At 66.4% G+C, this 21,547-nt stretch carries 20 protein-coding genes; 4 read left to right on the top strand and 16 right to left on the bottom strand.

From position 1 onward, the window contains the following. Position 1 precedes the first annotated feature (1 nt). Genes E5A74_RS02260 through E5A74_RS02285 form a run of 6 tightly spaced genes read right to left on the bottom strand, consistent with a single transcriptional unit; the run spans position 2 to position 6,354 of the window. Positions 2–2,188, bottom strand: coding sequence for a phage tail sheath C-terminal domain-containing protein (locus tag E5A74_RS02260; protein ID WP_135982413.1), 2,187 nt, complete (start codon positions 2,186–2,188; stop codon positions 2–4). A 4-nt stretch (positions 2,189–2,192) separates the two neighbouring features. Further along, entirely contained in the window at positions 2,193–2,645 is a 453-nt protein-coding gene (locus E5A74_RS02265; protein ID WP_135982415.1) for a phage tail protein, read from the bottom strand. An 11-nt stretch (positions 2,646–2,656) separates the two neighbouring features. Beyond that, a complete protein-coding gene (locus tag E5A74_RS02270; RefSeq protein WP_135982417.1) occupies positions 2,657–4,567 on the bottom strand; it encodes a phage tail sheath family protein in 1,911 nt (636 codons plus the stop codon). Positions 4,568–4,586: 19 nt separating this feature from the next. Beyond that, entirely contained in the window at positions 4,587–5,465 is an 879-nt protein-coding gene (locus tag E5A74_RS02275) for a hypothetical protein (protein ID WP_135982419.1), read from the bottom strand. Next, positions 5,462–6,046 (bottom strand): Pvc16 family protein, encoded by a 585-nt coding sequence (locus tag E5A74_RS02280; protein ID WP_135982421.1) that lies wholly within the window; start codon positions 6,044–6,046, stop codon positions 5,462–5,464. The genes E5A74_RS02275 and E5A74_RS02280 overlap by 4 nt, the downstream gene beginning before the upstream one ends. Beyond that, positions 6,046–6,354 carry a hypothetical protein gene (locus tag E5A74_RS02285; RefSeq protein WP_135982424.1) on the bottom strand — a complete coding sequence of 103 codons (309 nt, stop codon included), beginning with the start codon at positions 6,352–6,354 and terminating at the stop codon, positions 6,046–6,048. The genes E5A74_RS02280 and E5A74_RS02285 overlap by 1 nt, the downstream gene beginning before the upstream one ends. Positions 6,355–6,844: 490 nt before the next feature. On the opposite strand from E5A74_RS02285, the gene E5A74_RS02290 reads away from it, so the two are divergent. The 3 genes from E5A74_RS02290 to E5A74_RS02300 all read left to right on the top strand — a co-directional run bounded on the left by E5A74_RS02290 (position 6,845) and on the right by E5A74_RS02300 (position 9,846). Further along, entirely contained in the window at positions 6,845–7,576 is a 732-nt protein-coding gene (locus E5A74_RS02290) for a LuxR C-terminal-related transcriptional regulator (protein ID WP_166745571.1), read from the top strand. A 121-nt stretch (positions 7,577–7,697) separates the two neighbouring features. Beyond that, positions 7,698–8,822 carry a DUF47 family protein gene (locus tag E5A74_RS02295; protein WP_240699658.1) on the top strand — a complete coding sequence of 375 codons (1,125 nt, stop codon included), beginning with the start codon at positions 7,698–7,700 and terminating at the stop codon, positions 8,820–8,822. A 10-nt stretch (positions 8,823–8,832) separates the two neighbouring features. Next, the gene (locus tag E5A74_RS02300) at positions 8,833–9,846 is read left to right on the top strand and encodes an inorganic phosphate transporter (RefSeq protein ID WP_135982428.1); all 1,014 of its coding nucleotides are present in this window, start codon (positions 8,833–8,835) and stop codon (positions 9,844–9,846) included. 796 nt (positions 9,847–10,642) lie between these two features. Here E5A74_RS02300 and E5A74_RS02305 read toward each other — a convergent pair. Next, positions 10,643–11,602 (bottom strand): helix-turn-helix domain-containing protein, encoded by a 960-nt coding sequence (locus tag E5A74_RS02305; protein ID WP_135982430.1) that lies wholly within the window; start codon positions 11,600–11,602, stop codon positions 10,643–10,645. 206 nt (positions 11,603–11,808) lie between these two features. On the opposite strand from E5A74_RS02305, the gene E5A74_RS02310 reads away from it, so the two are divergent. Continuing rightward, positions 11,809–13,422 carry an alpha-L-fucosidase gene (locus E5A74_RS02310; RefSeq protein WP_135982432.1) on the top strand — a complete coding sequence of 538 codons (1,614 nt, stop codon included), beginning with the start codon at positions 11,809–11,811 and terminating at the stop codon, positions 13,420–13,422. 88 nt (positions 13,423–13,510) lie between these two features. Here the strand turns inward: E5A74_RS02310 and E5A74_RS02315 are convergent, their stop codons facing one another. The 9 genes from E5A74_RS02315 to E5A74_RS02355 all read right to left on the bottom strand — a co-directional run bounded on the left by E5A74_RS02315 (position 13,511) and on the right by E5A74_RS02355 (position 21,540). Beyond that, complete coding sequence (locus tag E5A74_RS02315; RefSeq protein WP_135982434.1) at positions 13,511–15,628, bottom strand: acetyl-CoA carboxylase biotin carboxylase subunit; 2,118 nt, start codon at positions 15,626–15,628, stop codon at positions 13,511–13,513. Next, the gene (locus E5A74_RS02320; protein ID WP_135982436.1) at positions 15,628–15,876 is read right to left on the bottom strand and encodes a hypothetical protein; all 249 of its coding nucleotides are present in this window, start codon (positions 15,874–15,876) and stop codon (positions 15,628–15,630) included. Before E5A74_RS02320 ends, E5A74_RS02315 begins: the two co-directional genes overlap by 1 nt. Continuing rightward, positions 15,873–16,865, bottom strand: coding sequence for a biotin synthase BioB (bioB, locus tag E5A74_RS02325; RefSeq protein ID WP_135982438.1), 993 nt, complete (start codon positions 16,863–16,865; stop codon positions 15,873–15,875). Before bioB ends, E5A74_RS02320 begins: the two co-directional genes overlap by 4 nt. Continuing rightward, positions 16,862–17,221, bottom strand: coding sequence for a hypothetical protein (locus tag E5A74_RS02330; protein WP_135982440.1), 360 nt, complete (start codon positions 17,219–17,221; stop codon positions 16,862–16,864). Before E5A74_RS02330 ends, bioB begins: the two co-directional genes overlap by 4 nt. Beyond that, positions 17,218–19,341: a methylmalonyl-CoA mutase gene (scpA, locus tag E5A74_RS02335; protein ID WP_135982442.1), complete on the bottom strand. Its 2,124-nt coding sequence runs from the start codon at positions 19,339–19,341 to the stop codon at positions 17,218–17,220. The genes E5A74_RS02330 and scpA overlap by 4 nt, the downstream gene beginning before the upstream one ends. A 160-nt stretch (positions 19,342–19,501) precedes the next feature. Further along, positions 19,502–20,284 (bottom strand): enoyl-CoA hydratase-related protein, encoded by a 783-nt coding sequence (locus E5A74_RS02340; protein WP_135982445.1) that lies wholly within the window; start codon positions 20,282–20,284, stop codon positions 19,502–19,504. Then, entirely contained in the window at positions 20,281–20,706 is a 426-nt protein-coding gene (locus E5A74_RS02345) for an NUDIX hydrolase (protein WP_135982447.1), read from the bottom strand. Before E5A74_RS02345 ends, E5A74_RS02340 begins: the two co-directional genes overlap by 4 nt. After that, positions 20,696–21,115: a methylmalonyl-CoA epimerase gene (gene mce / locus E5A74_RS02350; RefSeq protein ID WP_135982449.1), complete on the bottom strand. Its 420-nt coding sequence runs from the start codon at positions 21,113–21,115 to the stop codon at positions 20,696–20,698. Before mce ends, E5A74_RS02345 begins: the two co-directional genes overlap by 11 nt. Next, positions 21,112–21,540, bottom strand: coding sequence for a hypothetical protein (locus E5A74_RS02355; protein ID WP_135982451.1), 429 nt, complete (start codon positions 21,538–21,540; stop codon positions 21,112–21,114). Before E5A74_RS02355 ends, mce begins: the two co-directional genes overlap by 4 nt. Positions 21,541–21,547 lie beyond the last annotated feature (7 nt).

Here is a 21,547-nt window from a genome sequence, read left to right on the forward strand (position 1 = left end):
GTCAGCGCTCCTCCGCAACGGTGAAGCGCTCGCCGGCCTGGGCGAGGACGAGCGTCAGGAAACGCAGCGGCTGCGCGGGGGCGACCGCGATCTCGATCACCAGCCGCCCGTTCATGCGGTCGCTCTCGCTGGCATCGACGCTGAGCCGGTAGCTGTCGCCCTTGCCCTCGCCGGCAAAGGCGCCGCGGCTGACCATGTCGTCGAGCATGTGTCCGAAGCTGCGCTCGATCGCGCGGCGGGTGGTGTCGCCATTGGGCTCGAACACGAAAGGTGCGCCGCGGCGCACGCAGACGCGGCGCAACAGGCTCATCAGCCGGCGGACATTGATCTCGCCCCAATCATATTCGCGCGACAGCGTCATCGCGTCGGTCGCGACGAAGCCGATCGGGGCATTGCGCATCAGATTGACGCGGGCGCGCGCGAAATCCTCGCGATCGCGATCGCGCACCACCGGCGACAGCGCGACCATGTCCTCGAGCGGAATGTTGGCGGGCGCCAGCCACGCGCCGCGCTGCCGCGCCCGACGCGCGAAGCTGCCCGCCACCGTGCCCTCGGGCGGCACGACGAGCCAGTCCGGGTCGATCGTGCTGCCGATCGGCGCGGCGATCCACGGATGGTAGAGCGCGCCATGACTCAGGGCGCGTATCTCGTTCTGCGGCAGCCGCGCGGCGAGCGTGTCGACATGCGTCGCCGCGTCTTCCGTGCCATAGTGGCGCGGCAGCGAGAGCAAGGCGAACTGATCGCCGATCGCCGCGCAGGTGCGGAGCAGCGCCAGCCGGACCTCGAGCAGCGGCTCGGGATCGTAATGCGCTTCGGAGACTGCTTCCCAGGCACTGTCCTGGACGAGGAAGCCGGTGACCGAGGCCATGCTGATATTGCCGTCGCGCTCGGCGTGGACGCGATAATAATAGGAGCCTTCGCGCGCGATCTGGACGGCGTGGGTGCGCGTCTCGCCGCGCCAGATCTCCTCGGCGCCGGCGAAATCGGCGCGGCCCGATTCCTCGAGGACATAGGTCGCGCCGGGCTCGGACTCCGACCAGCCGAGCTGGACCGTCCCGGCCGGCTGCGGGCTGGCGATTTCGGCAAACACCGGCGTGGCGAGCAGCCGCGTGCCGCAGTCGAGGAAGCGCGTCGGATCCGGCCGGCCCATACTGGGCACCGGATCGGGCACCGCGCACGAGCCGAGATGATCGCGCCAGCGTGGCGGGATCTCGCCCTGCAGATTGACCGGTGGGGTCAGCTTTTCGGGAACGCGCGGCGCCCAGCCCGGCTGGACCGCATCGGGCACCACGATCATGCTCGGCTCGGCGAAATCGGCGCCGCCGGGCACCGCGAAGGCGCCGTGGAGCCCGAGCAGCGGGACGCCGTCGATGTCGCGCATCCGCGCCGCCGTGTCGCCCAGCGACGCGATCGTCGATGTCGCCAGCGCCGGATCTAGGAACAGCTCGGCGTCGAAGCGCGACAAGCCGTCGCGTTCGAGCGGAGTGCGCGTCTCCTCGTCGGCACCGACCGGCTCGGACCAGAAGTCGGTCAGGCCGGCGAGGTTCCACGCCGTGGGCGGTCCCAGCGGCGCGAGCCATCCGCGCGGCCCCGCGACCGATTGCGGATCGGCATAAAAGCCGTCGTCGTCGGGGACGTTCCACCAGCTATCGGGATCGTCGGGGGCGATGCCGAAGGGCCCGCTGACCACCCCCACCCCGCCGCGCTCGGCGCGGAGCATCAGCCGCAGCCCCCCGGCGCCGCGCTCGACCCGGGCCGAGACACGGACATCGTCGGCCCAGCTACCGACGCTGCTCGCCCTGACGCGGGCGCCCGGAATGGCGCCGAGCGTGAAGGTCCGCGCCACCGCGACGTCGCCGGGCGCATAGCCCGCGCCGCGCCAGCGCCGCTCGAGCGCCTCGGTCCGCGCGACCCGGATCACCCAGGCACGCGTGCCGCCGTTCGAGAAGAAGCCGCGTACCGAGGGCGCCAGCGCTGCGGTGACCGGCTTCGCGCCGTGCGCGAGCACCACATCGCCCCCGAACACCGCCGCATAGGCCTCGACGCTGTCGACCGCGACCGGGCGATGCGTGGGGCCGCGTTCGGCGAAGCCGACGAACAGCGCCACGTCCATCCGCGGCAGCGCGTCGGGAAACGCGGGCGGCGGAACGGCTACGGCGATGCCGGGAAGGAGGCGACGCGGGTACAAGGCGTTACTCCATCTCGAGCCGTTCGTAGGCGAGCACCATCTCCTCCATCGCGACGTCGGTGCCCTTCGCGTTGAAGGGCCCCATGGTCGATTTGATGATGCGGGCGCGCAGCAGCTTCCACGTCACCACCGCGGCGGTGTGGTCCTCGTTCTGGAGCGTTACCTTGACGGTGCGGAGGGCGTTCTGGTTGCCGTTCCGGATGTCGTCGAGCCATTGGTAGAGATTGAGCGACCCGATCACGCCACGCTTCATCGTGACGTCGGTCGACTTGTTCATGCCGGTGATCTTCATCACCGAGTTTTCCTTGGAATTGCCCGTCCGGTATTCCGAGACGGTCACTTCCATGCCGATGCCGGACAGCTCCTGGAAACCGGCGGCCGGCCCCTCGGTATTGCCGTCGCCGATATCGACGAGGAAGTTGAACTGGACGTACGGGCGATCACGCAGGACGGCCATGATGAGTCTCCTCAGATCTTGCGGTCGGCCGTCCACTGGCCGATGCGGAAGATGACGAATTCGGCGGGACGAAGCGGCGCGACCCCGACCAGGCAGACCAGCCGGCCGTTATCGAGGTCGTTTTGCGACATGGTCGAGCGGTCGCACTTCACGAAGAAGGCTTTCTCGGGCTTGTCGCCGAGCAGCGCGCCGTTCTGCCATTCGTTGAGCAGGAACTCCTGGATCGTCGATCGGACGTTGGCCCAGAGCCGCTCGCCATTGGGCTCGAACACCGCCCATTGCGTGCCCTTGTCGACCGAGCGTTCGAGATAGGCGAAATAGCGCCTGAGATTGACGTATTTCCACTCGGGATCGCTCGACATGGTCCGCGCGCCCCAGAGCCGCATCCCGCGCCCCTCGAAGAAGCGGAAGCAATTCACCCCCTCGGGGTTGAGCACTTCCTGATGCGCCTTGTTGAGCATCGCCTCGAAACCGATGGCGAGGCTGACGACTTCGTTCGCCGGCGCCTTGTAGACCGCGCGATTGATGTCGTTGCGGGCATAGATGCCGGCGACGAAGCCCGACGGCGGATAGTGATTCTCCTGGCCGGTGAGCGGATCGAGGATCCGCACCCAGGGATAGTAGAATGCGGCGTGGCTGCTGTCGTAGAGCGCGCGGAGCGCCCGCACCTCGGAGATCGTCTGGCCCTTGGCGCTGTCGACCACCGCGATGCGGTATTTCATCCGCTCGGCATGGCCGATCAGATTGGCGACGATCGCCCGCGAGCGCGGGGTCTCGGTCACCATCCCGCCCGGCGCGGCGACGATCGAGATGTCCTCGAGCGCCTCGAACGCGACCAGCCCGCTCGAGCGATTGGTGGTGGCGTTGGTCTCGCCGGCATAGGCGACGGGGAGCGGGATCGCGCCGTCATTGCCGCCGGTCAGCCGGACGACGACGCTGCGCGATGCGTTGCTGCTCTCGGGATCGAGCAGCAGCGTATCGAGCTGCGCGGGGGGCGAGGTCAGCACGTCGAGATCGTGCAGGTCGCGCAGGTCGTCGAGCACGTCGAGGCCGTTATTGGCGTAAGCGCCGATCACGATCGGGATCGTCCGTGCCCGCGACAGGCTCGCCGGGGTCTCGGCGAAATAGGCGAAAAGCGAGTCCGGGGCGCCGCCGCGCTCGTGGAGCGGATCGAGGGGAAGCTCGGCGGCGACGAAAGTAGGCAGGTCGTTGGTGAGCGGCTCGACCGTCACCGACACCGTCACCACGCGCACGTCGAGATTGTCATCGGCCGGATCGCTCGGCGCCGGGAACAGCGGCGCGAGCTCCGCAGCGGTATCGAGGTCATCGTCGCCGTCGCCGAGCTTCCACACGCGATTGAGCTCGTCCCAGAGCAGCAGCCGGAAGCCGTTGACCGTCCCGCCGACCCAGACGACATCGCGGTTCGCGGTACCCTTGAGCGATACGGTGTCGTCCGGATTGCGCGCGAGCCGGTTCTGGCCGAGCGCGAGGGTGAAGGTGACGCGGCCATTGCCGGCCTGGCCGGGGAAGCGCGCGCGGACGGCGAAGTCGAGCTGGTCCGGCGGCGATGGGTCGCTGACCTCGGCGGTGTCGGCGGCGGCATAGCCGTCCCAGGCCGTGTCCGAGGACGGCGTGAAGGCGCGGGCGATGTAGCAGCGCTTTCCACCTTCCTCGAAAAAGGCGCGGACCGCGTTCCACATGTAATTGTCGGTCTCGCCGCCGTCCGAGAAATTGAGCTTCGACTTACCACCATAAGCACGCTCGAACTCGACGAGGCTGGTGACGATCTCGGGCTCGATGTCGAGCGGGCCATAGCGCGTCGCGCCGACAAAGCCGGTGGTGGTGGTGGAAACGCCTTCGATCGATTTCGCGCGGAAGGAGACTTCCTCCACGAACACGCCAGGCGCGAGATATTCGGGCATCAGGGTTCTCCTTGGTGTTTCATGACGCCGCCATGAGGAGAGAGGAGGACGGGCCATCGGGAGTGGAGTCGGTGCGCAGCACGAGGCTGCGTCCGAAGCTGAGCAGCTGCGAGGGCAGCGGCTCGGGCGGCGAAACGGTTGACGCGAACAAGGTGCGCGGGTGATCGAGCTGCGCCATCAGCTCGGCGAGTGCCGGCGGCCGGGCGGGATCGAGCCCGTTCCACCACGCGGCCAGCTCGATCGACCAGCGGAAATCGGTGATCGCCGGCGGCGAGGTGGCGAGCGACGGGCGCGGCCGCTCGGGATAGGCGAAGAACAGCACCGCCCTGCCCTCGGCATCGGCCTGCCCGATCGCGCGGACCGTGCCGGCGTGCGACGCCGTGAGCAGAGCCCATGCCGCGGGCCCGCCATCGTCGCGCAGCAGCTGGCAGCGCACTTCGGCGAGCGGGATCGGGGCGGTGCGGCCGGCGGCGGAGAACAGCGGCAGGGCATCCGGCAAGATCGCGGGCGGGCTCTGGTCGTCGGCGAGAGGCGCCAGCAGGTCCTGCGGCAGATCACCCCAGCCGGGCCAGTCGATCAGTCCACGATGCGGCAGATCGAGCACCACCCGAAGCGGCAGGAAGCGTCCCGACGGGTCATCGACCTCGATCAGGCAGGGCTGCTGCAGCGTTTCCCAATCGGCGGCGCTCAACGCCTCGTCGGTGAAGCCCGGAAAGCGATGGGCATACCATACGGCGCTGCCGTTGACCTCGAGCGTCGCGCGCCGCGCCGGATTGCGTACCGAGCTGACCGTCACGCGCAGCCCGTCGCCGACGAACCCGCCGGTGGCGAGATCGCGGAAGCGAATGCCGATCGGCGCCGGGCGGACGAGCCGCTCGAGGATGCGCACCGCGGTCACTGGAGCACGCCCATGTCGAGCTCGCGCTCGGTGACGATCGGGTATTCGTCGAGCCGCTCGTCGCTGTCGAGCAGCAGCATGCGCATCGCATAGGTCGCCGAGGGCGGCATGTGCTTGATGCGGTCCCACAGGGTCAGCTGGTCGGCGATCGACAGCGGATCGTTGACCATGTCGAGCGATTCCGCCTCGGCGAAGATGTCGCTCTCGGCGAGGAAATGGTTGAGCTGGCTGGCGACCAGCGGCCCCAGCTCGTGCATCGCGCGCAGCATCCAGCCGAGCAGGCGTTGCTGGCGCTCGGCATCGTCGGCGAAGGGCACGAGCAGATAGAACAGATCGATCGGGAGCGACGGCTTGAAGCGCCGGCCGTGGATATCGGTGCGGGGGCCGAGCGCGCGGCGCGAGATGTTGGGCGCGACGCGCCACAGGCAGATCGCCAACCCCTCCTTCATCGGGCTGACGAAGTCCTTGGCCTGATAGAGCTCGACACTAAGCGGCCCGCCGAAATCCCCGGCGGGGAAGCGATCGCGCAGCAGCCCGAGCAGCGTCGCGCTGGCGGCGGCGATGGCGCGATAATTGGCCATCAGGCATGCCCCGCGACATGGTGCGCGAGCGCCGCCATCGAAACGCTGTCGAGCGTCACCGGCTGCTGCGCGAAGCTCACCAGCCGGCCCTGGCGGCCGTCCTCGGAAATCATCAGGATCGCGAGGTCGGGCAAGGCGAAGATCTGGCCGATCGTGTCGTGATCGGGGGCGGACTGGACCACGAGCAGCTGGGCATCCGATTCGCGCGCCGCGGTGAGCGGGTCGATACCGGGCGCGCTTGGTCCGGCGATCATCGCGTCGCGATCGCCTAGCATCTGCACCACGATCTCGCTGAGCATCGTGGGCATCGGGCCGAGCTGAATGCGAATCGCAATCTTCCCCTCCTCCGAAGCGGAACATTGCGAAGGTGCCGCGGAGAGCGGTTTGCGCCCATCACCCGGACGGGCGGCAAAATGGCCCGGATGAGGATCCGGACCGTTTCCAGAAACGTTGGTGTAGTAGCAGGCCGAAGTTGAGAACGGACAATCCTGCAATTTCAAGCGAGCTGGACCAAAGGGTCTAGATCCTTTGGTCCAGGGTCGCCCCCACCACTCGATCCGGAGACGATCAGGCCGGCCAGCGGATCGCGTGCGCCCTTTACGTAAAAGCCAAAGCCGTGATAGGTTCCTGCCACCGCCGCGCAATGCACGCGATGCAATTGGCGAAAAGGCGGCCTCGGGCCCAAGATAATTTAACTTTTACCGGTTCGTTACTTGCGGGCGGGGGTATAGTCTAATGATTCTCGTGCCTTGCTCGCAGCATCGGTTCTCGCGCGTTCGGAGTTTTTGAACGATGGTCATGAGCCAAGCCAAGGCCCGCTGTGCCGCCGACTCGATTCGCGTTCTCGTGGTGAGCGATGTCCTGCTCTACCGCGAAGGTGTCGCGCGCGGGCTCGCGCAGCTCGGGCGCATGGCGATCGTCGCCGCGCTGAGCGGCACCGAAGCGATCGGAAGACTCGAATCGCTCGCCGTCGATGCGATCCTGCTCGATGCGTCGATCCCCGAAGCGTTGATCGTCGCCCGCCGATTGCGCGCGTTGCGCCCCGAACTGCCGGTGGTCGGCTTCGGCATCGGCAGCGCCGCGACGAGCGTGGCCTGCGCCGAGGCGGGGCTGATCGGCTTCGTCGGCCGCGACGGCACGCTCGCCGAGCTCGAACAGGCGATCGAGCAGGCGATGGCCGGCGAGGTCGGTTGCCCGCCCCAGCTGGTGGCGATGCTGTGCCGTCGGGTCGCCGCGCTTTCGGGAACGCCGGTGCAGGCCCCGCCGGCGCTCACGCGCCGCGAACGCGAGATCGCCGCGCTCGCGTCGGAAGGCCTGTCCAACAAGGAGATCGCGCTCGAGCTGCGCATCGGCCCCGCCACGGTGAAGAATCACATCCACAATATTCTCGAGAAGCTCCAGATCCGGCGCCGCGGCGCGATCGGTGCCTATATCCGCGCGCGGAGCCCCCAGATCGCCGTGCACGCCGCCGAAGAGGAGTGGCAGCCCCCGCGCCAGCTCGCCGCCGATAGCGCGTTCGCCGCCTGCTAGGCGCTCCCCACCGCTACTTTACCCGCTTCGACACCGGCGAACCTGCCAATGCGCTTGAATTGGCGGTCAGTCCCCGCCATGGCGACCGCTTCGCTTTGAACCCACCGCGCAGGAACCCGTCATTCGCCAGATCGCTGCCCTTCCCTATCGCACCGACGGCGCGGCGGCGGATGCGGCGGTGCGGATCCTGCTGATCACCTCGCGCGGCTCGGGCCGGTGGGTGGTGCCCAAGGGCAATCCGATGTCGGGCAGCGCCCCCCATGTCGCCGCGGCGCAGGAAGCCGAGGAGGAAGCCGGCGTGCTCGGGCCAGTCTGCCCGACCCCGCTCGGCTCGTACCGCTATCGCAAGCTGCGCGGCAGCGGCGCGTCGCTGATGATGGACGTCGACGTCTTCCCGCTCGCGGTCACCCGCGAGCTTTCCAGCTGGAAGGAACAGCCGGAGCGCGAGCGCCGCTGGTTCACGCTGGCCGAGGCGGCGGACGCCGTCGAGGAACCCGACCTGCGCGATCTGATCCGCTCGTTCGGCGCGTCCGAGTTCAAGGCTGCAACCCAGCGCATCGGCATGCTCAATGCCGTCGCTGAAAAATCGAGGTTAGGTCCGATGTTCGCCTGGTTTCAGCGCCTGTTGCCCCGCACGGGCAATTTCTTCGAATTGTTCGAGGCGCACGCCACGACCGTGACGGCAGGCGCGGACGCGCTGGCGCGGCTGCTCGAGGGCGGCCCGGCGAGCAAGGAGCATGTCCGCGAGGTCATCGAGCGCGAGCACGATGCCGACACGATCACGCGCGAAGTGCTCCAGACGGTGCGCAAGACGTTCCTCACGCCGTTCGATCGCGGCGCGATCACCAGCCTGATCGGCGCGCTCGACGATTCGATCGACGAGATGCAGGCGACCGCGAACGCAATCGCGCTCTACGAGGTCGAGAGCTTCGCGCCCGAGATGAAGGACATGGCGGCGATCATCGTCGATGCCGCGCGCGTCACCGCCGAGGCGATGCCGCTGCTGCGCAGCGTCGCGCAGAACGCCGCGCGTCTGCACGAACTCACCGAGCGGCTCGTCCGCATGGAAGGGCATGCCGACGAGATCCATGCCGCCGGGCTCAAGCGCAGCTTCAAGGAATTCGGCGCAAGCGATACGCTCCGGTTCGTCGTCGATCGCGAGGTCTACAAGCATCTCGAGCGGATCGTGGACGCGTTCGAGGACGTCGCGAACGAGATCGACGGCATCGTGATCGATCACGCCTGATCGCCGGACCATGCACGAACTCGCCTTTCCCCTGCTGGTCGGCCTGATCGCCGTCGCGCTGGCGTTCGATTTTCTCAACGGCCTGCACGACGCGGCCAATTCTATCGCTACGGTGGTCGCGACGCGCCTGCTCTCACCGGTCCAGGCCGTGGTGTTCGCGGCGGTGTTCAACTTTGCCGCCTATTTCCTCACCATCGCCATCCCCTCGCTCCATGCCGTCGCGGAGACCATCGGCAAGGGGCTGGTCGACAAGGATGTCGTCACGCCTGCCGTCATCTTCGGCGCGCTGGGCGGCGCGATGTTCTGGAACGTCCTGACCTGGATGAAGGGCATCCCCTCGTCGAGCAGCCATGCGCTGGTCGGCGGGCTGATCGGCGCGGGCGTCGCGCATGCCGGGCTCACCGGCATCCATTGGGGCGGGCTCAACAAGACGCTGCTCGCGATCGTGCTCTCGCCGACGCTGGGCATGTTCCTCGCGATGCTGGTGATGCTGGTCAGCTCGTGGCTGCTGCGCCGCGCCACCGCGCGCACCGCCGAGCGGAGCTTCCGCAGCCTGCATCTCATCTCCTCCGCCGCCTATTCGCTGAGCCACGGCCTCAACGACGCGCAGAAGACGATGGGCATCATCACCGTGCTGCTCTACTCGACCGGCAACCTGACCGGCGAGTTCCACGTGCCGCACTGGGTGGCGATCAGCTGCTACATCGCGATCGCGCTCGGCACGATGACCGGCGGCTGGAAGATCATCGAAACGATGGGGTCGCGGATCACCAAGCTATCGCAGCACCAGGGATTCAGCGCCTCGCTGGCGGGCTCGATCGTGCTCTTTGCGGCTTCGGCGCTCGGCATCCCGGTCTCCACCACGCACACGATCACCGGTTCGATCATCGGCGCCGGAACGGCACGGCGCGCCTCTGCGGTCCGCTGGGGCGTGGCGCGCAGCGTGGTGACGGCATGGGTGATCACCATCCCCGCCTCGGCGCTGGTCGGCGCCGGCTTCTATGCCGTGACTTTGCTGTTCTAGGTCGTGAGCCGATAAACGGCCTTTATGCGAGCAATGGCTGAGCAGCCGACATCGGGTGGTTAGCTGCCGTAGGCTTTTCATGAGCAAATGGACGCTTGCTGCCAGTCGGGCAGCTGTATGCCCATATGGCCGTCTGCACTCGGCTTTCGACCGTACGGAACCGACCGGAGGCTTGTCGAAAGCGGGCGCTCGTCGTCCGTCCCGCGAATTGTACCCGTCGTGAAATGCTGCCACTATCCATTTGGGATGGCGCGCTGAAAGCAAGGGAAGACGATGCGAGAGCCACGAAGTCTGGCGGTCTTCATAACGGGCCTCGCCTGTTTGGCGACTTCGTTGTACCTTTTAACGATTTGGATAGACCCTTGGACGTTCGGCTCACCACCTCCTCATAACTTCATGAATCTGGATAATGTAAAATCCGTCGCCACCAATACACGTTTTTTAAATATTCGCAACGCGCCACTATTGCTATTCGGATTGGCGATCGCACTCGTTCCTATATTGTCGGCAGTTACCACGCTTGGTTCTCTAACGATTCTGGCCGCGCTATGGCTGGCTCCATCCTTCAGGTATTTTCGTGCGGCTTCGATATGCTTTTCGATTCTCGTACTATGGCAATGCTTTGTCCTGCTCATGTTTTATCTCGCTTGACCGGGAGACGGATGAGCGCGCTTCCGTCCGCCATCGCAACAGCGACGACGATCCAGGATCGGTTCAGCTTTCAGTATTGCGGTCGTCCGTCGAAATTTTCGGCCAGCGGGGCATTTGCTGACAGCTGCTTTCCATGAGTCCCGGCCTAGCCGCCCGGCCCGCGCTGCGCGCGGCACTGGCTCGGCGTCTGCCCGAAGCGCGCCCGGAACAGCCGGCTGAAATGCGCCGCGTCGCTGAAGCCGAGCCGATCGGCGATCCCGCCGATGCGCTCTTCGTTGCCCGGATCGAGCAGCGCCTGCCGCGCGGCATCGAGCCGCGTGTTGCGGATATAGGTCTGGACGCCGCCTTCCTTCTCGAACAGCCGGTGGAGCGTGCTTCGCGACACTTTCAGCCGGCGGCAGAGATTGGCGACGCTGAGCGAGGGCGATTCGAGATTCGCGCGAACTTCCTCGCGGGCGCGCGCCGCGGCGCCGCGGGGCGGCGGGGGCGTCCCGTCCTCGGCGCCGGTCGCCGCATGGACCGCGACCACCAGCAGATCGAGCAACGTCCGGGCGAGCCGCGGCGCATCCTCGGCAGCGATCAGCTGCAGGCTCTCGCTGAGCTTCACCAGATGCGCGTGGAGCAGCGAAGCCTCGTCGCGTCCGATCACGACACCGTGCAGCGCGGCGACCGCGCCGAGCTGCGATTCGGCGAGCGCGCGCGGAATCGCCAACTGGATCGAACGGGCGATCGACATCGTCATCGTCACCGGCTGGGTGAGATCGAACAACAGGATCTCGCCGTCGCGCAGCGCGAATTCGCGGCTGCGCGCGGTGCCACGCATCTCGCCTTCGAGCATCACCCCCACGCCGAGGATGTCGATGCCGTCCGAAGCGATCCGCTCCGCCGTCCGCTGGAGCTGCCGCGCCGTCCCGTGCGAATAGGAAACGATGATCCCGTCAAGCGCGATATTCTCCGCCGAAGTGGAGAAAGGTCCGATCGGCGTCGAGTCGAACAGGCCGGCGATGCTCGGAAAGCCGCGGCTCGACCATGTTTCATGACGTTCGGCGGGAGGAATGCTTGCCGTGGAATAACGGACGGGCTCGATGCCCCGTCTGACCCCCATAGATACGCTCCGACTCCTGCAGGAACGCCTGCGAGGAACGCATGCTATTCCGGATACTTAATGAGCGTTTTACATCAAAATATGCGGTAAGAAACAGCGTCTCGCCGGCATCGCACGAAATTTTGGGACAGTCGCGGCAGCTTGTCAGCCGCGGCGGGTTTGGCTAGCATTCCTGAAAAAATTTTCATAAGCGAAAAGGCGGGGATATGCGGGTTACGCGACGGCAGGCGCTCGGTAGCTTCGCGGGCGGAACCGCTGCCGCACTGGCTTCGCCCGCCGCCGCGGAACTTGCCCCCGATTGGTCCAGCCTCGCAGGCGCCTTCCGCGTGCCCGACTGGTTCCGCGACGCCAAGTTCGGCATCTGGGCGCACTGGAGCGCGCAATGCGTGCCCGAGTTCGGCGACTGGTACGGCCGCCAGATGTATATCCAGGGCAATCCTTTCTACGAGCATCATCTCAAGCACTATGGCCACCCGGCGGACCGGGGGTTCCTCGAGATCGAGAATGCGTGGAAGGCCGAGAATTGGGACCCCGAACATCTGATCGGGCTCTACAAGGCCGCGGGCGCACGCTATTTCATGGCACTCGCCAATCATCACGACAATCTCGACACGTTCGACAGCAGGCATCACGCCTGGAACACGGTGCGCGTCGGCCCGAAGCGCGACATCATCGGGACATGGGAGAAGGTCGCACGCGCGCACGGGCTGCGCTTCGCCGTCTCCAATCACAGCGCGCACGCCTGGCACTGGTGGCAGACCGCCTATGGCTATGACGCCGAGGGCCCGCGCGCCGGCGAGCGCTACGATGCGTTCAGGCTGACCAAAGCCGACGGTGCCGGCACCTGGTGGGACGGGCTCGATCCGCAGGAACTCTATACCGGTCCCGCGATGGTGCCCCCCGACGGGATCGCGAGCGCACAGGCGATGCGCGACTGGCACGACGTCCATAGCGGCCGCTGGATGGAGTTCGCCCCGCCCGAGAACCCGCATCACGTCGCCAAATGGCTGCTCCGCCAGCAGGACCTCGTCGAGAAATACCGCCCCGACATGGTCTATTTCGACGATTCGGGATTGCCCTTCGGCAGCGTCGGCATCGCGGCGCTGGCGCATTATTATCGCCAGAGCATCGCCCGTGACGGCCGGATCGAGGTCGTCGCCACCGCCAAGCTGCTCACGCCCTATCAGCGCACCGCGCTCGTCGAGGATGTCGAGCGCGGGGTCAGCGACCGGTTGCGCGAGGAGCCATGGCAGACCTGCACCTGCATCGGGGACTGGCACTATAATCGCGCGCGCTACGAGCAGAAATCCTATGTGCCGGCGGCCAGGGTCATCCAGCGCCTGTGCGATATCGTCTCGAAGAACGGCAATCTGCTGCTCTCGATACCGGTGCGCGGCGACGGCACGATCGATAGCGAGGAGGAGAAGATTCTCGCCGGCATCACGCGCTGGATGCGGCGTAACGGCGACGCGGCGATCTTCGGCTCGCGGCCGTGGCGGACCTATGGCGAAGGCCCGACCAAGGTCGTCGGCGGAGGCTTCAACGAGGGCAAGACCGAGTTCACCGCCGACGATGTCCGTTTCACCACGCGCAAGGGCGCGCTCTACGCCGCGCTGCTGGAATGGCCGGAGCACCCCGTGACGATCGTCTCGCTGGGCAAGGCGGCGCTGCCCGATGCGACGATAGAGCGCGTGACGCTGGTGGGCGGCGGACACGTGGCGTTCGAACGCGGGGAGGCAGGCCTGACGGTCACACTGCCGCGGGGTGGCCCCGACGATTTCGTCCCGGTGATACGAATCGAAGGCCGCGGACTGGTATAACTACCCGTGCTCCGGCGAAGGCCGGAGCGCTGGCCGCCAGCGAACCGCCCGTTCTCCAGCGCTCCGGCCTTCGCCGGAGCACAATGGCCTATTCGAACTCGAGGATTGCCGCGTCGACGGCGAGGCTCTCGCCGGGCGCGAAATTGGCGGCCTTGACCACCCCTGCCCGCTCGGCGCGCAGGATGTTCTCCATCTTCATCGCCTCGACTACCGCGAGCGGCTGCCCCGCCTCGACCTTGTCGCCGGGCGCGACATGGAGCCGGGTGAGCAGCCCCGGCATCGGCGCGAGCAGGAAGCGGCTCATGTCGGGCGGGATCTTCTCGATCATGTGCTTCGCCAGCTCGCCGGTCCGCGTGTCATAGGCCTTGGCGACGTGCGTGGCGCCGTGCGTGGTCAGGCGCCAGTTCACGCCGGTGCGAGATACGCCCACGGTGAGGGGTTCGCCGTCGATCATCGCCTCGAACAGGGGCGAGCCCGGTTCCCAGCTGACGATGATTTCAGCGCTCTCCGGCGCGTTTTCCGCATTATACAGGACGTGATAGCTGCCGCTATCATGGCTCCAGTGACCCGAGACCACGATCTCGAAACGCTCCCCGTCGATCAACACCGTCCAGTTACCATGGGCCACGGGGGCGCCGGCAAGCTGGCCGGAGATCGCATGGGTCTTCTGGCGCCGGATGTCCGCGATAACGCCCGCCACCCCGGCAAGCTTGCGCAGTAGCTCGGGCGACGCCGGCGCCCCATGGAAGCCCTCGGGATACTCCTCTGCGATGAAGCCGGTGGTCAGCCCCCCTTCGCGGAAACGCGGATGCTGCATGATCGCCGAGAGGAAATCGATATTGTGGCCGATGCCTTCGATCCGGAACCGGTCGAGTGCCGCGATCTGCTTGTCGATCGCCTTCTCGCGCGTCTCGGCCCAGGTGACCAGCTTGGCGATCATCGGGTCGTAGAACATCGATATCTCGCTGCCTTCGCTCACGCCGTCATCGACACGTACGCCTTCGGATAGCGCCTCGGGGGTCAGCACGTCGGCATGCGCGCGCAGTTCGTCGGGATAGCCTTCGCTATAGACTCGCAGGAAAGTCTGTGGGCCACCATCTGCCTGCGCACGCGGCGGGCGATAGCGCACCAGCCGCCCGGTGGAGGGCAGGAAGCCGCGATAGGGATCCTCGGCATAGACCCGGTTCTCGATCGACCAGCCGTTGATCTTCACGTCCGCCTGCGTGAAGCCCAGCTTCTCGCCCGCCGCCACCCGGATCATCTGCTCGACCAGATCGAGCCCCGTGATCTCCTCGGTCACCGGATGCTCCACCTGCAGCCGGGTGTTCATCTCGAGGAAGTAGAAGCCTTCGCCGGTGGTGTCGGCGCCGCTGACGATCAGCTCGACCGTGCCCGCCGAATAATAGCCGACCGCCCGCGCCAGCGCGACCGCCTGCTCGCCCATCGCCTTGCGCATCGTCGGCGTGACGAACGGCGACGGCGCCTCTTCGACCACCTTCTGGTGGCGCCGCTGGATCGAGCATTCGCGCTCGTTGAGATAGAGGATGTTGCCGTGCTGGTCGCCGAGCACCTGAATCTCGATGTGCCGCGGGCTCTCGATGAACTTCTCGATGAACACGCGGTCGTCGCCGAAGCTCGCCAGCCCCTCGCGCTTGGTCGCCTCGAAGCCCTCACGGACGTCCTGCTCGCTATAGGCCAGCCGCATCCCCTTGCCGCCGCCGCCGGCCGAGGCCTTCATCATCACCGGATAGCCGATCTCGGTGGCGATCCGCACGGCATGCTCGGTATCGTCGATCTCGCCGACAAAGCCGGGAACGACGTTGACGCCCGCCGCCTTGGCGAGTTTCTTGGACTCGATCTTGTCGCCCATCGCCGCGATCGCGTTCGGCGGCGGGCCGACGAACGCGATCCCCGCCTCGGCACAGGCGCGCGCGAAGCTTTCGCGCTCGGACAGGAAGCCGTAGCCCGGATGGATGCAGTCCGCCCCGGTCTCCTTCGCCGCGAGCAGGATCAGCTCGGCCTTGAGATAGCTCTCCGCCGCCGGTGCCGGCCCGAGCCGCACGGCCTCGTCGGCGATCAGCACATGCGGCGCGCGCGCATCCGCGTCCGAATAGACCGCGACGGTGGCGATCCCCATCTTCTTGGCGGTGCGCATCACCCGGCAGGCGATCTCGCCCCGATTGGCGACCAGGATCTTCTTGAACATTATTTTCCCGCCGATTTTGAATTTGGAAGGAGGATAAGCACAGCCAAAATGAGTACCGCTGCGGCAAAGAAGATCATCAGTCCGTTTTCACGATACTCTTGCAGACTGCGGCAGTTTCCGCCTGCCTCCGCGAGGCCGCAATTAGAGGCTGCCAAATCGCGCCAATACCGGACAGTCCGCTCGAAAGCGATGCAGAGTGCCGCGAGCGCGGTCAGTGAGAAGACCCGCTTGATCAGGCCGCTCTTCACTCGGCCGCCTCCAGCTCCACCTTTATCTCCGCCTGCATCGGCTTGACGCCCAGCCTTGCGAACAGCGCCGCGTCCTTGTCGTCGCCGGCGTTACCCGCGGTGAGCAGCTTGTCGCCGGTGAAGATCGAATTGGCGCCGGCCAGGAAGCATAGCGCCTGGGTCGAATCGCTCATGCTCTCGCGCCCAGCCGACAGCCGCACCATCGACTCCGGCATCGTGATCCGCGCCACCGCGATCGTGCGGACGAATTCGATATCGTCGATCTTGGCGAGCGGCGTATCCGCCAGCATGTCGCCGAGCACCGTACCCTTCACCGGCACCAAAGCATTCACCGGTACGCTCTCGGGATGCCGTGGCAGCGTCGCCAGCGCGTGGATGAAGCCGACCCGGTCGGCGCGGGTCTCGCCCATCCCGACGATCCCGCCGCAGCACACGTTGATCCCCGCCTCGCGGACATGCTCGAGCGTATCGAGCCGCTCCTCGAAGCTGCGCGTGGTGATCACCTCGCCATAGCGCTCGGGCGAGGTATCGATATTGTGGTTGTAGTAATCGAGCCCGGCATCGGCGAGCATGCCCGCCTGCTTCTCGCTGAGCATTCCCAGCGTCATACAGGTCTCCATCCCCATCTGGCGCACGCCCTGCACCATCTCGACGATGGCGGGCATGTCGCGGTCCTTGGGGTTGCGCCACGCCGCGCCCATGCAGAAGCGCGACGAGCCATTGTCCTTCGCCTGCGCCGCCGCCTGCAGCACCGCGCGGACGTCCATCAATTTGGTCGCCTTGAGCCCGGTCTCGGCATGCACCGACTGGTTGCAATAGCCGCAATCCTCGGGGCAGCCGCCGGTCTTGATCGAAAGCAGCGTCGAAAGCTGGACTTCATTGGCCGCGTGATTGGCTCGGTGAACCTCAGCGGCACGGAACACGAGCTCGGTGAAGGGAAGATCGAACAATGCGGCGATCTCGTCGCGGGTCCAGTCGGTACGGGTCATTTGAGTATCGCCGATGCAAAGGTTTGAATGAACGAGCCGAGCCCGATCGCGAGGAAGAAGGTCGCCGCGATCAGGCCGTAGCGCACCTGCCGCGTCACCTTGTCATGAAGCATGGGCTTCACTTCGAGCGAAACGAGGTGGCCCGCCATCAGCAGGCTGATCACCCCCGCCACGCCGATCGCGATGAGTACGATGACCACGCGGCGCGGATCGAATTTAGCGCCCGTGCCATCCATGAAGGCGAACACGCCGCCGATCGACACCAGCGAGATCCCGGTCAGGTGCTTGAAATAATCATAGGCGCGGCCGAACGGCACCACATCCTCCCGTTCGGGCGCTGGCTCGTCTTCGGTCATTCGGCAGCCTCGTCGATCGGGGGCAGATTATGCCCGAGCAGCTTGAGCACTTCCGAAGCCGCGCTGACAAGGTTGGTGCCGGGGCCGAAGATCGCCTGCACGCCATGCGCGCGGAGGAATTCATAATCCTGCGGCGGGATCACCCCGCCCGCGACGACCTTGATATCGGCCCGCCCCGCTTCCTTGAGCGCATCGACCAGCTCGGGGATCAGCGTCTTGTGCCCCGCGGCGAGGCTCGAAGCACCGACCACATCGACTTGCTTCTCGATCGCCAGCGCGCAGGTCTCCGCCGGCGTCTGGAACAACGGGCCCGACACCACCTCGAAGCCGAGATCGGCAAAGGCGCTGGCGACGACATTGGCGCCGCGATCATGCCCGTCCTGCCCCATCTTGGCGACGAGCACGCGCGGCTTGCGGCCGTGACGGCGCTCGAACGCGGCGACCCCTTCCTCGGCGCGCAGCCAGCCCTTGTCCTCGGCATGCGCCGGGCCATAGACCCCCTTGATCGGAGTCACCCCCACCGCGTGCCGCCCGAACGCCACTTCCATCGCCGCCGACATCTCGCCGAGCGTGCAGCGCGCCCGCGCCGCCTCGACGCAGAGCGCGAGCAGATTCTCGCTGCCCTGCGCGCCACGACGGAGATTGCCGAGCGCTTCCTCGGCCTTTGCCGGATCGCGTTCGGCACGGGTTTTCGCGAGGCGCTTGATCTGGTCCGCCCGGACGCGGGTATTGTCGATCTCGAGGATATCGATCGGCGCATCGTTGGGGTTCGGATATTTGTTCACCCCGACGATGACGTCCTCGGCGCGGTCGACGCGGGCCTGGCGCGCGGCGGCGGCGCGCTCGATATGCTCCTTGGGCATGCCGCTCTCGACCGCATGAGTCATCCCGCCCAGCGCCTCGACTTCCTCGATCAGCGCCCAGGCCTTTTCGGCCAGTTCGTTGGTCAGCGCCTCGACATAGAAACTGCCACCGAGCGGATCGACGACATGCGTCATCCCCGTCTCTTCCTGCAGGATGAGCTGGGTGTTGCGCGCGATCCGGGCGGAGAAATCGGTGGGCAGCGCCACTGCCTCGTCGAGGCTGTTGGTGTGGAGCGACTGGGTGCCGCCGAAGGTGGCGGCCATCGCCTCGATCGTGGTGCGGATGACGTTGTTGTACGGGTCCTGCTCGGTGAGCGACACGCCCGAGGTCTGGCAATGGGTGCGCAGCATCTGCGAGCGGGGCGATCCGCCGAAACCGGCGATGATGCGGCTCCACAGCATCCGCGCCGCTCGCAGCTTGGCGACTTCCATGAAGAAGTTCATGCCGATGCCGAAGAAGAACGACAGCCGCCCGGCGAACTCGTCGATGCTCAGCCCGCGCGCCTGCGCCGAGCGGACATAGGCCATGCCGTCGGCGAGCGTGAACGCCAGCTCCTGCACCGCCGTCGCCCCTGCCTCGTGCATGTGATAGCCCGAGATCGAGATCGAATTGAACCGCGGCATATGCTCGGCGGTGTAGGCGATGATGTCCGCGACGATCCGCATCGAGGGCTCGGGCGGATAGATGTACGTGTTGCGGACCATGAACTCCTTGAGGATGTCGTTCTGGATGGTCCCGGTGAGCTGGTCCTGCCGGACGCCCTGTTCCTCGGCAGCGACGATGTAGAAAGCGAGGCACGGCAGCACCGCGCCGTTCATCGTCATGCTGACCGACATCTGGTCGAGCGGGATGCCGTCGAACAGGATCTGCATGTCGGCGAGCGTGTCGATCGCCACGCCCGCCTTGCCGACATCGCCGGTGACGCGCGGATGATCGCTGTCATAGCCGCGATGCGTGGCAAGATCGAAGGCGATCGACAGGCCTTTCTGCCCGGCGGCGAGGTTACGGCGATAAAAGGCGTTCGATTCCTCGGCGGTCGAGAAGCCGGCATATTGCCGGATCGTCCACGGGCGCCCGGCATACATCGTCGCCTTCACCCCGCGGGTGAACGGCGCGAAGCCCGGCAGCCCGGGATCGGGCGCGTCGGCCGCGGTGTAGAGCGGTTTGACCGCGATCCCCTCGGGCGTGTGCCAGGTGAGATCGGCGTCCTTCACTTCCTTCGCGGCGAGAGCCGCCCAAGCGTCGAGATCGCTCATATCTTCCTCTCCCCTTGTGGGAAGGGGAGGGAGCCGACGAAGTCGGCGGAAGAAGGGTGAGGGGGAGTTTTGACCACCTCCCCCTCATCCTTCCCACTCGCTTCGCTCGCGGGCCCCTTCCTTCTCCCACAAGGGGAGAAGGAGATATGTACGCTACCCATCACTTGCCCTTGAACTCCGGCTTGCGCTTGCTGAGGAAGGCCATGCCGCCCTCCATCGAGTCCGCCGTCCCGCGCGCCGCGCGCTGGTTGTCCGCCTCGCGCGCCATCGCGTCGGCATAGCCGCCGTCGAGCGCCGCGTGCAGCTGGCGGCGGATCATCCCCAGCGCCACCGTCGGCCCCGAAGCGAGCCGCTCGGCCAGCCGCCACGCCTCGCTGTCGACCACATCCTCGTGGACGACTTCATACACCATGCCCCAGTCACGCGCCTTGTCGGCATGGATCTTCTCGCCGAGCATCATCATCTCGAGCGCGCGGGCGCGGCCGACGATCCGCGGCAGCATCCAGCTCGCGCCACCATCGGGGACGAGGCCGATATTGACGAAGGCCTGGAGGAAATAGGCATTGCTCGCGGCGATGCAGAAATCGGCGGCGAGCGCGAGGCTGCAGCCGATTCCCGCGGCAGGCCCGCGCACGCCGCTGATCACCGGTACCGAAAGCCCGGCGATGGCGAGCAGCGCGGGATTGTAATGCTCGGTCAGCGCGGCATGCGTCGCGGCGCCGGGATCGCCTGCCGAAAGCGCACCGCTGCCGACATCGGCGCCCGAGCAGAACGCCCTGCCCGCCCCGAGCAGCAGCACCGCGCGCGCGCCGTCGAGAGCGCCGACCGCCGCTCCGATCTCGTCGAACATCGCCGGCGGCGCGGCATTGAGCCGCTCGGGCCGGTTAAGCGTGATCGCCAGCACGTCGCCGCGGCGCTCGGTAAGGATATGCTCGAAGCTCATGCGGCGTCCTTGATCCTTTCGGCGGCTGCCTTGACCAGCGGCAGCACATGTGTGCGCGATAGCGGCGCGAGCTGCCGCGCCTCGGCCTCGGCGGCGCTCAGCCAGAACAACGCGTCGATCTCCTCACCGGCTGCGGGCACGCCATCGATTTCGACGCGGAACAGCATGGCTTCGACGCGGCGGCCGGGTTCGTGCACCGCCGGGGCGGCGAACGCTCCAACGAACACCGCCTCCACGACCACGCAGCCCAGTTCCTCGCGCAGCTCGCGCGCGAGCGCCGCCTCGGGCGCCTCGCCGGGCTCGATCTTGCCGCCGGGCTGGATCAGCGCCTCGGTGCCGCGCTTGCGCACCATCAGCGTGCGCCCCGCGGCGTCGAGGATCAGCGCGGCGGCGATCCGGATCGGTTCGGCCTCAATGCCCATCCTTCGGCGTCTCCATGATCTCGGTGAGCACGCCGCCCATGTCGCGCGGATGGACGAAGAAGATCATTGTCCCGTGCGCGCCGATCCGCGGTTCGCCGAGCACCCTCGCCCCTTTCGCCTCGAACCACGCTTTCGCTTCGTGAATGTCGGGCACCTCGTAGCAGAGATGATGCTGCCCGCCCGCCGGGTTCTTGGCGAGGAAGCCATGGATTGGCGAGCTTTCGCCGAGCGGTTCGATCAGCTCGATCTGGGTGTTGGGGGTGTCGATGAAGCACACCTTCACCCCCTGCGCCGGCAAGTCGAACGGCGCGCGTATCACCTCCGCGCCCATCGTGTCGCGGTAGAAGGCGATCGATGCTTCGATCGAAGGCGTCGCGACGCCGACATGGTTGAGACGGCCGAGTTTCATCGACCGATGGCTTTCGTTTCAAACAAAATGGCTCGCGTCATCGGTTCAAGTTCACTACCCTTAAGCCCACCCAGATCTTCACGCATTGCGGCTACCAAGACACAGAAATCCTTATACGACTCCTCTGAACCAAGCACAGCGTGGCGCGAATGTTCCGCCAAAGCTCGAACGACCGCGGGTGAACCATTAAGAATAATCTTTGCCTTAGCCTCGATGCTTAATTTGATCGCATTCGCTCGTTCAGGCGTTCCCGTCGAAGCCTGAGACATCGCGGCCAATGACTCTGCAAACAGGGCGTAATCTCGCGCCCTTGAGTCACGCAAGAACTGAGTGTGAGCTTGCCGCCAGCCAAAAGCCGATTGGACAACGCCACCAAGAATAGCGCCTCCAAAACCGATCAGCGCGGAAATAAGATCAGGAGACATATTGCCA

This window comes from Sphingomonas naasensis, from assembly GCF_004792695.1.
In the GTDB taxonomy this organism is placed as follows: domain Bacteria; phylum Pseudomonadota; class Alphaproteobacteria; order Sphingomonadales; family Sphingomonadaceae; genus Sphingomonas; species Sphingomonas naasensis.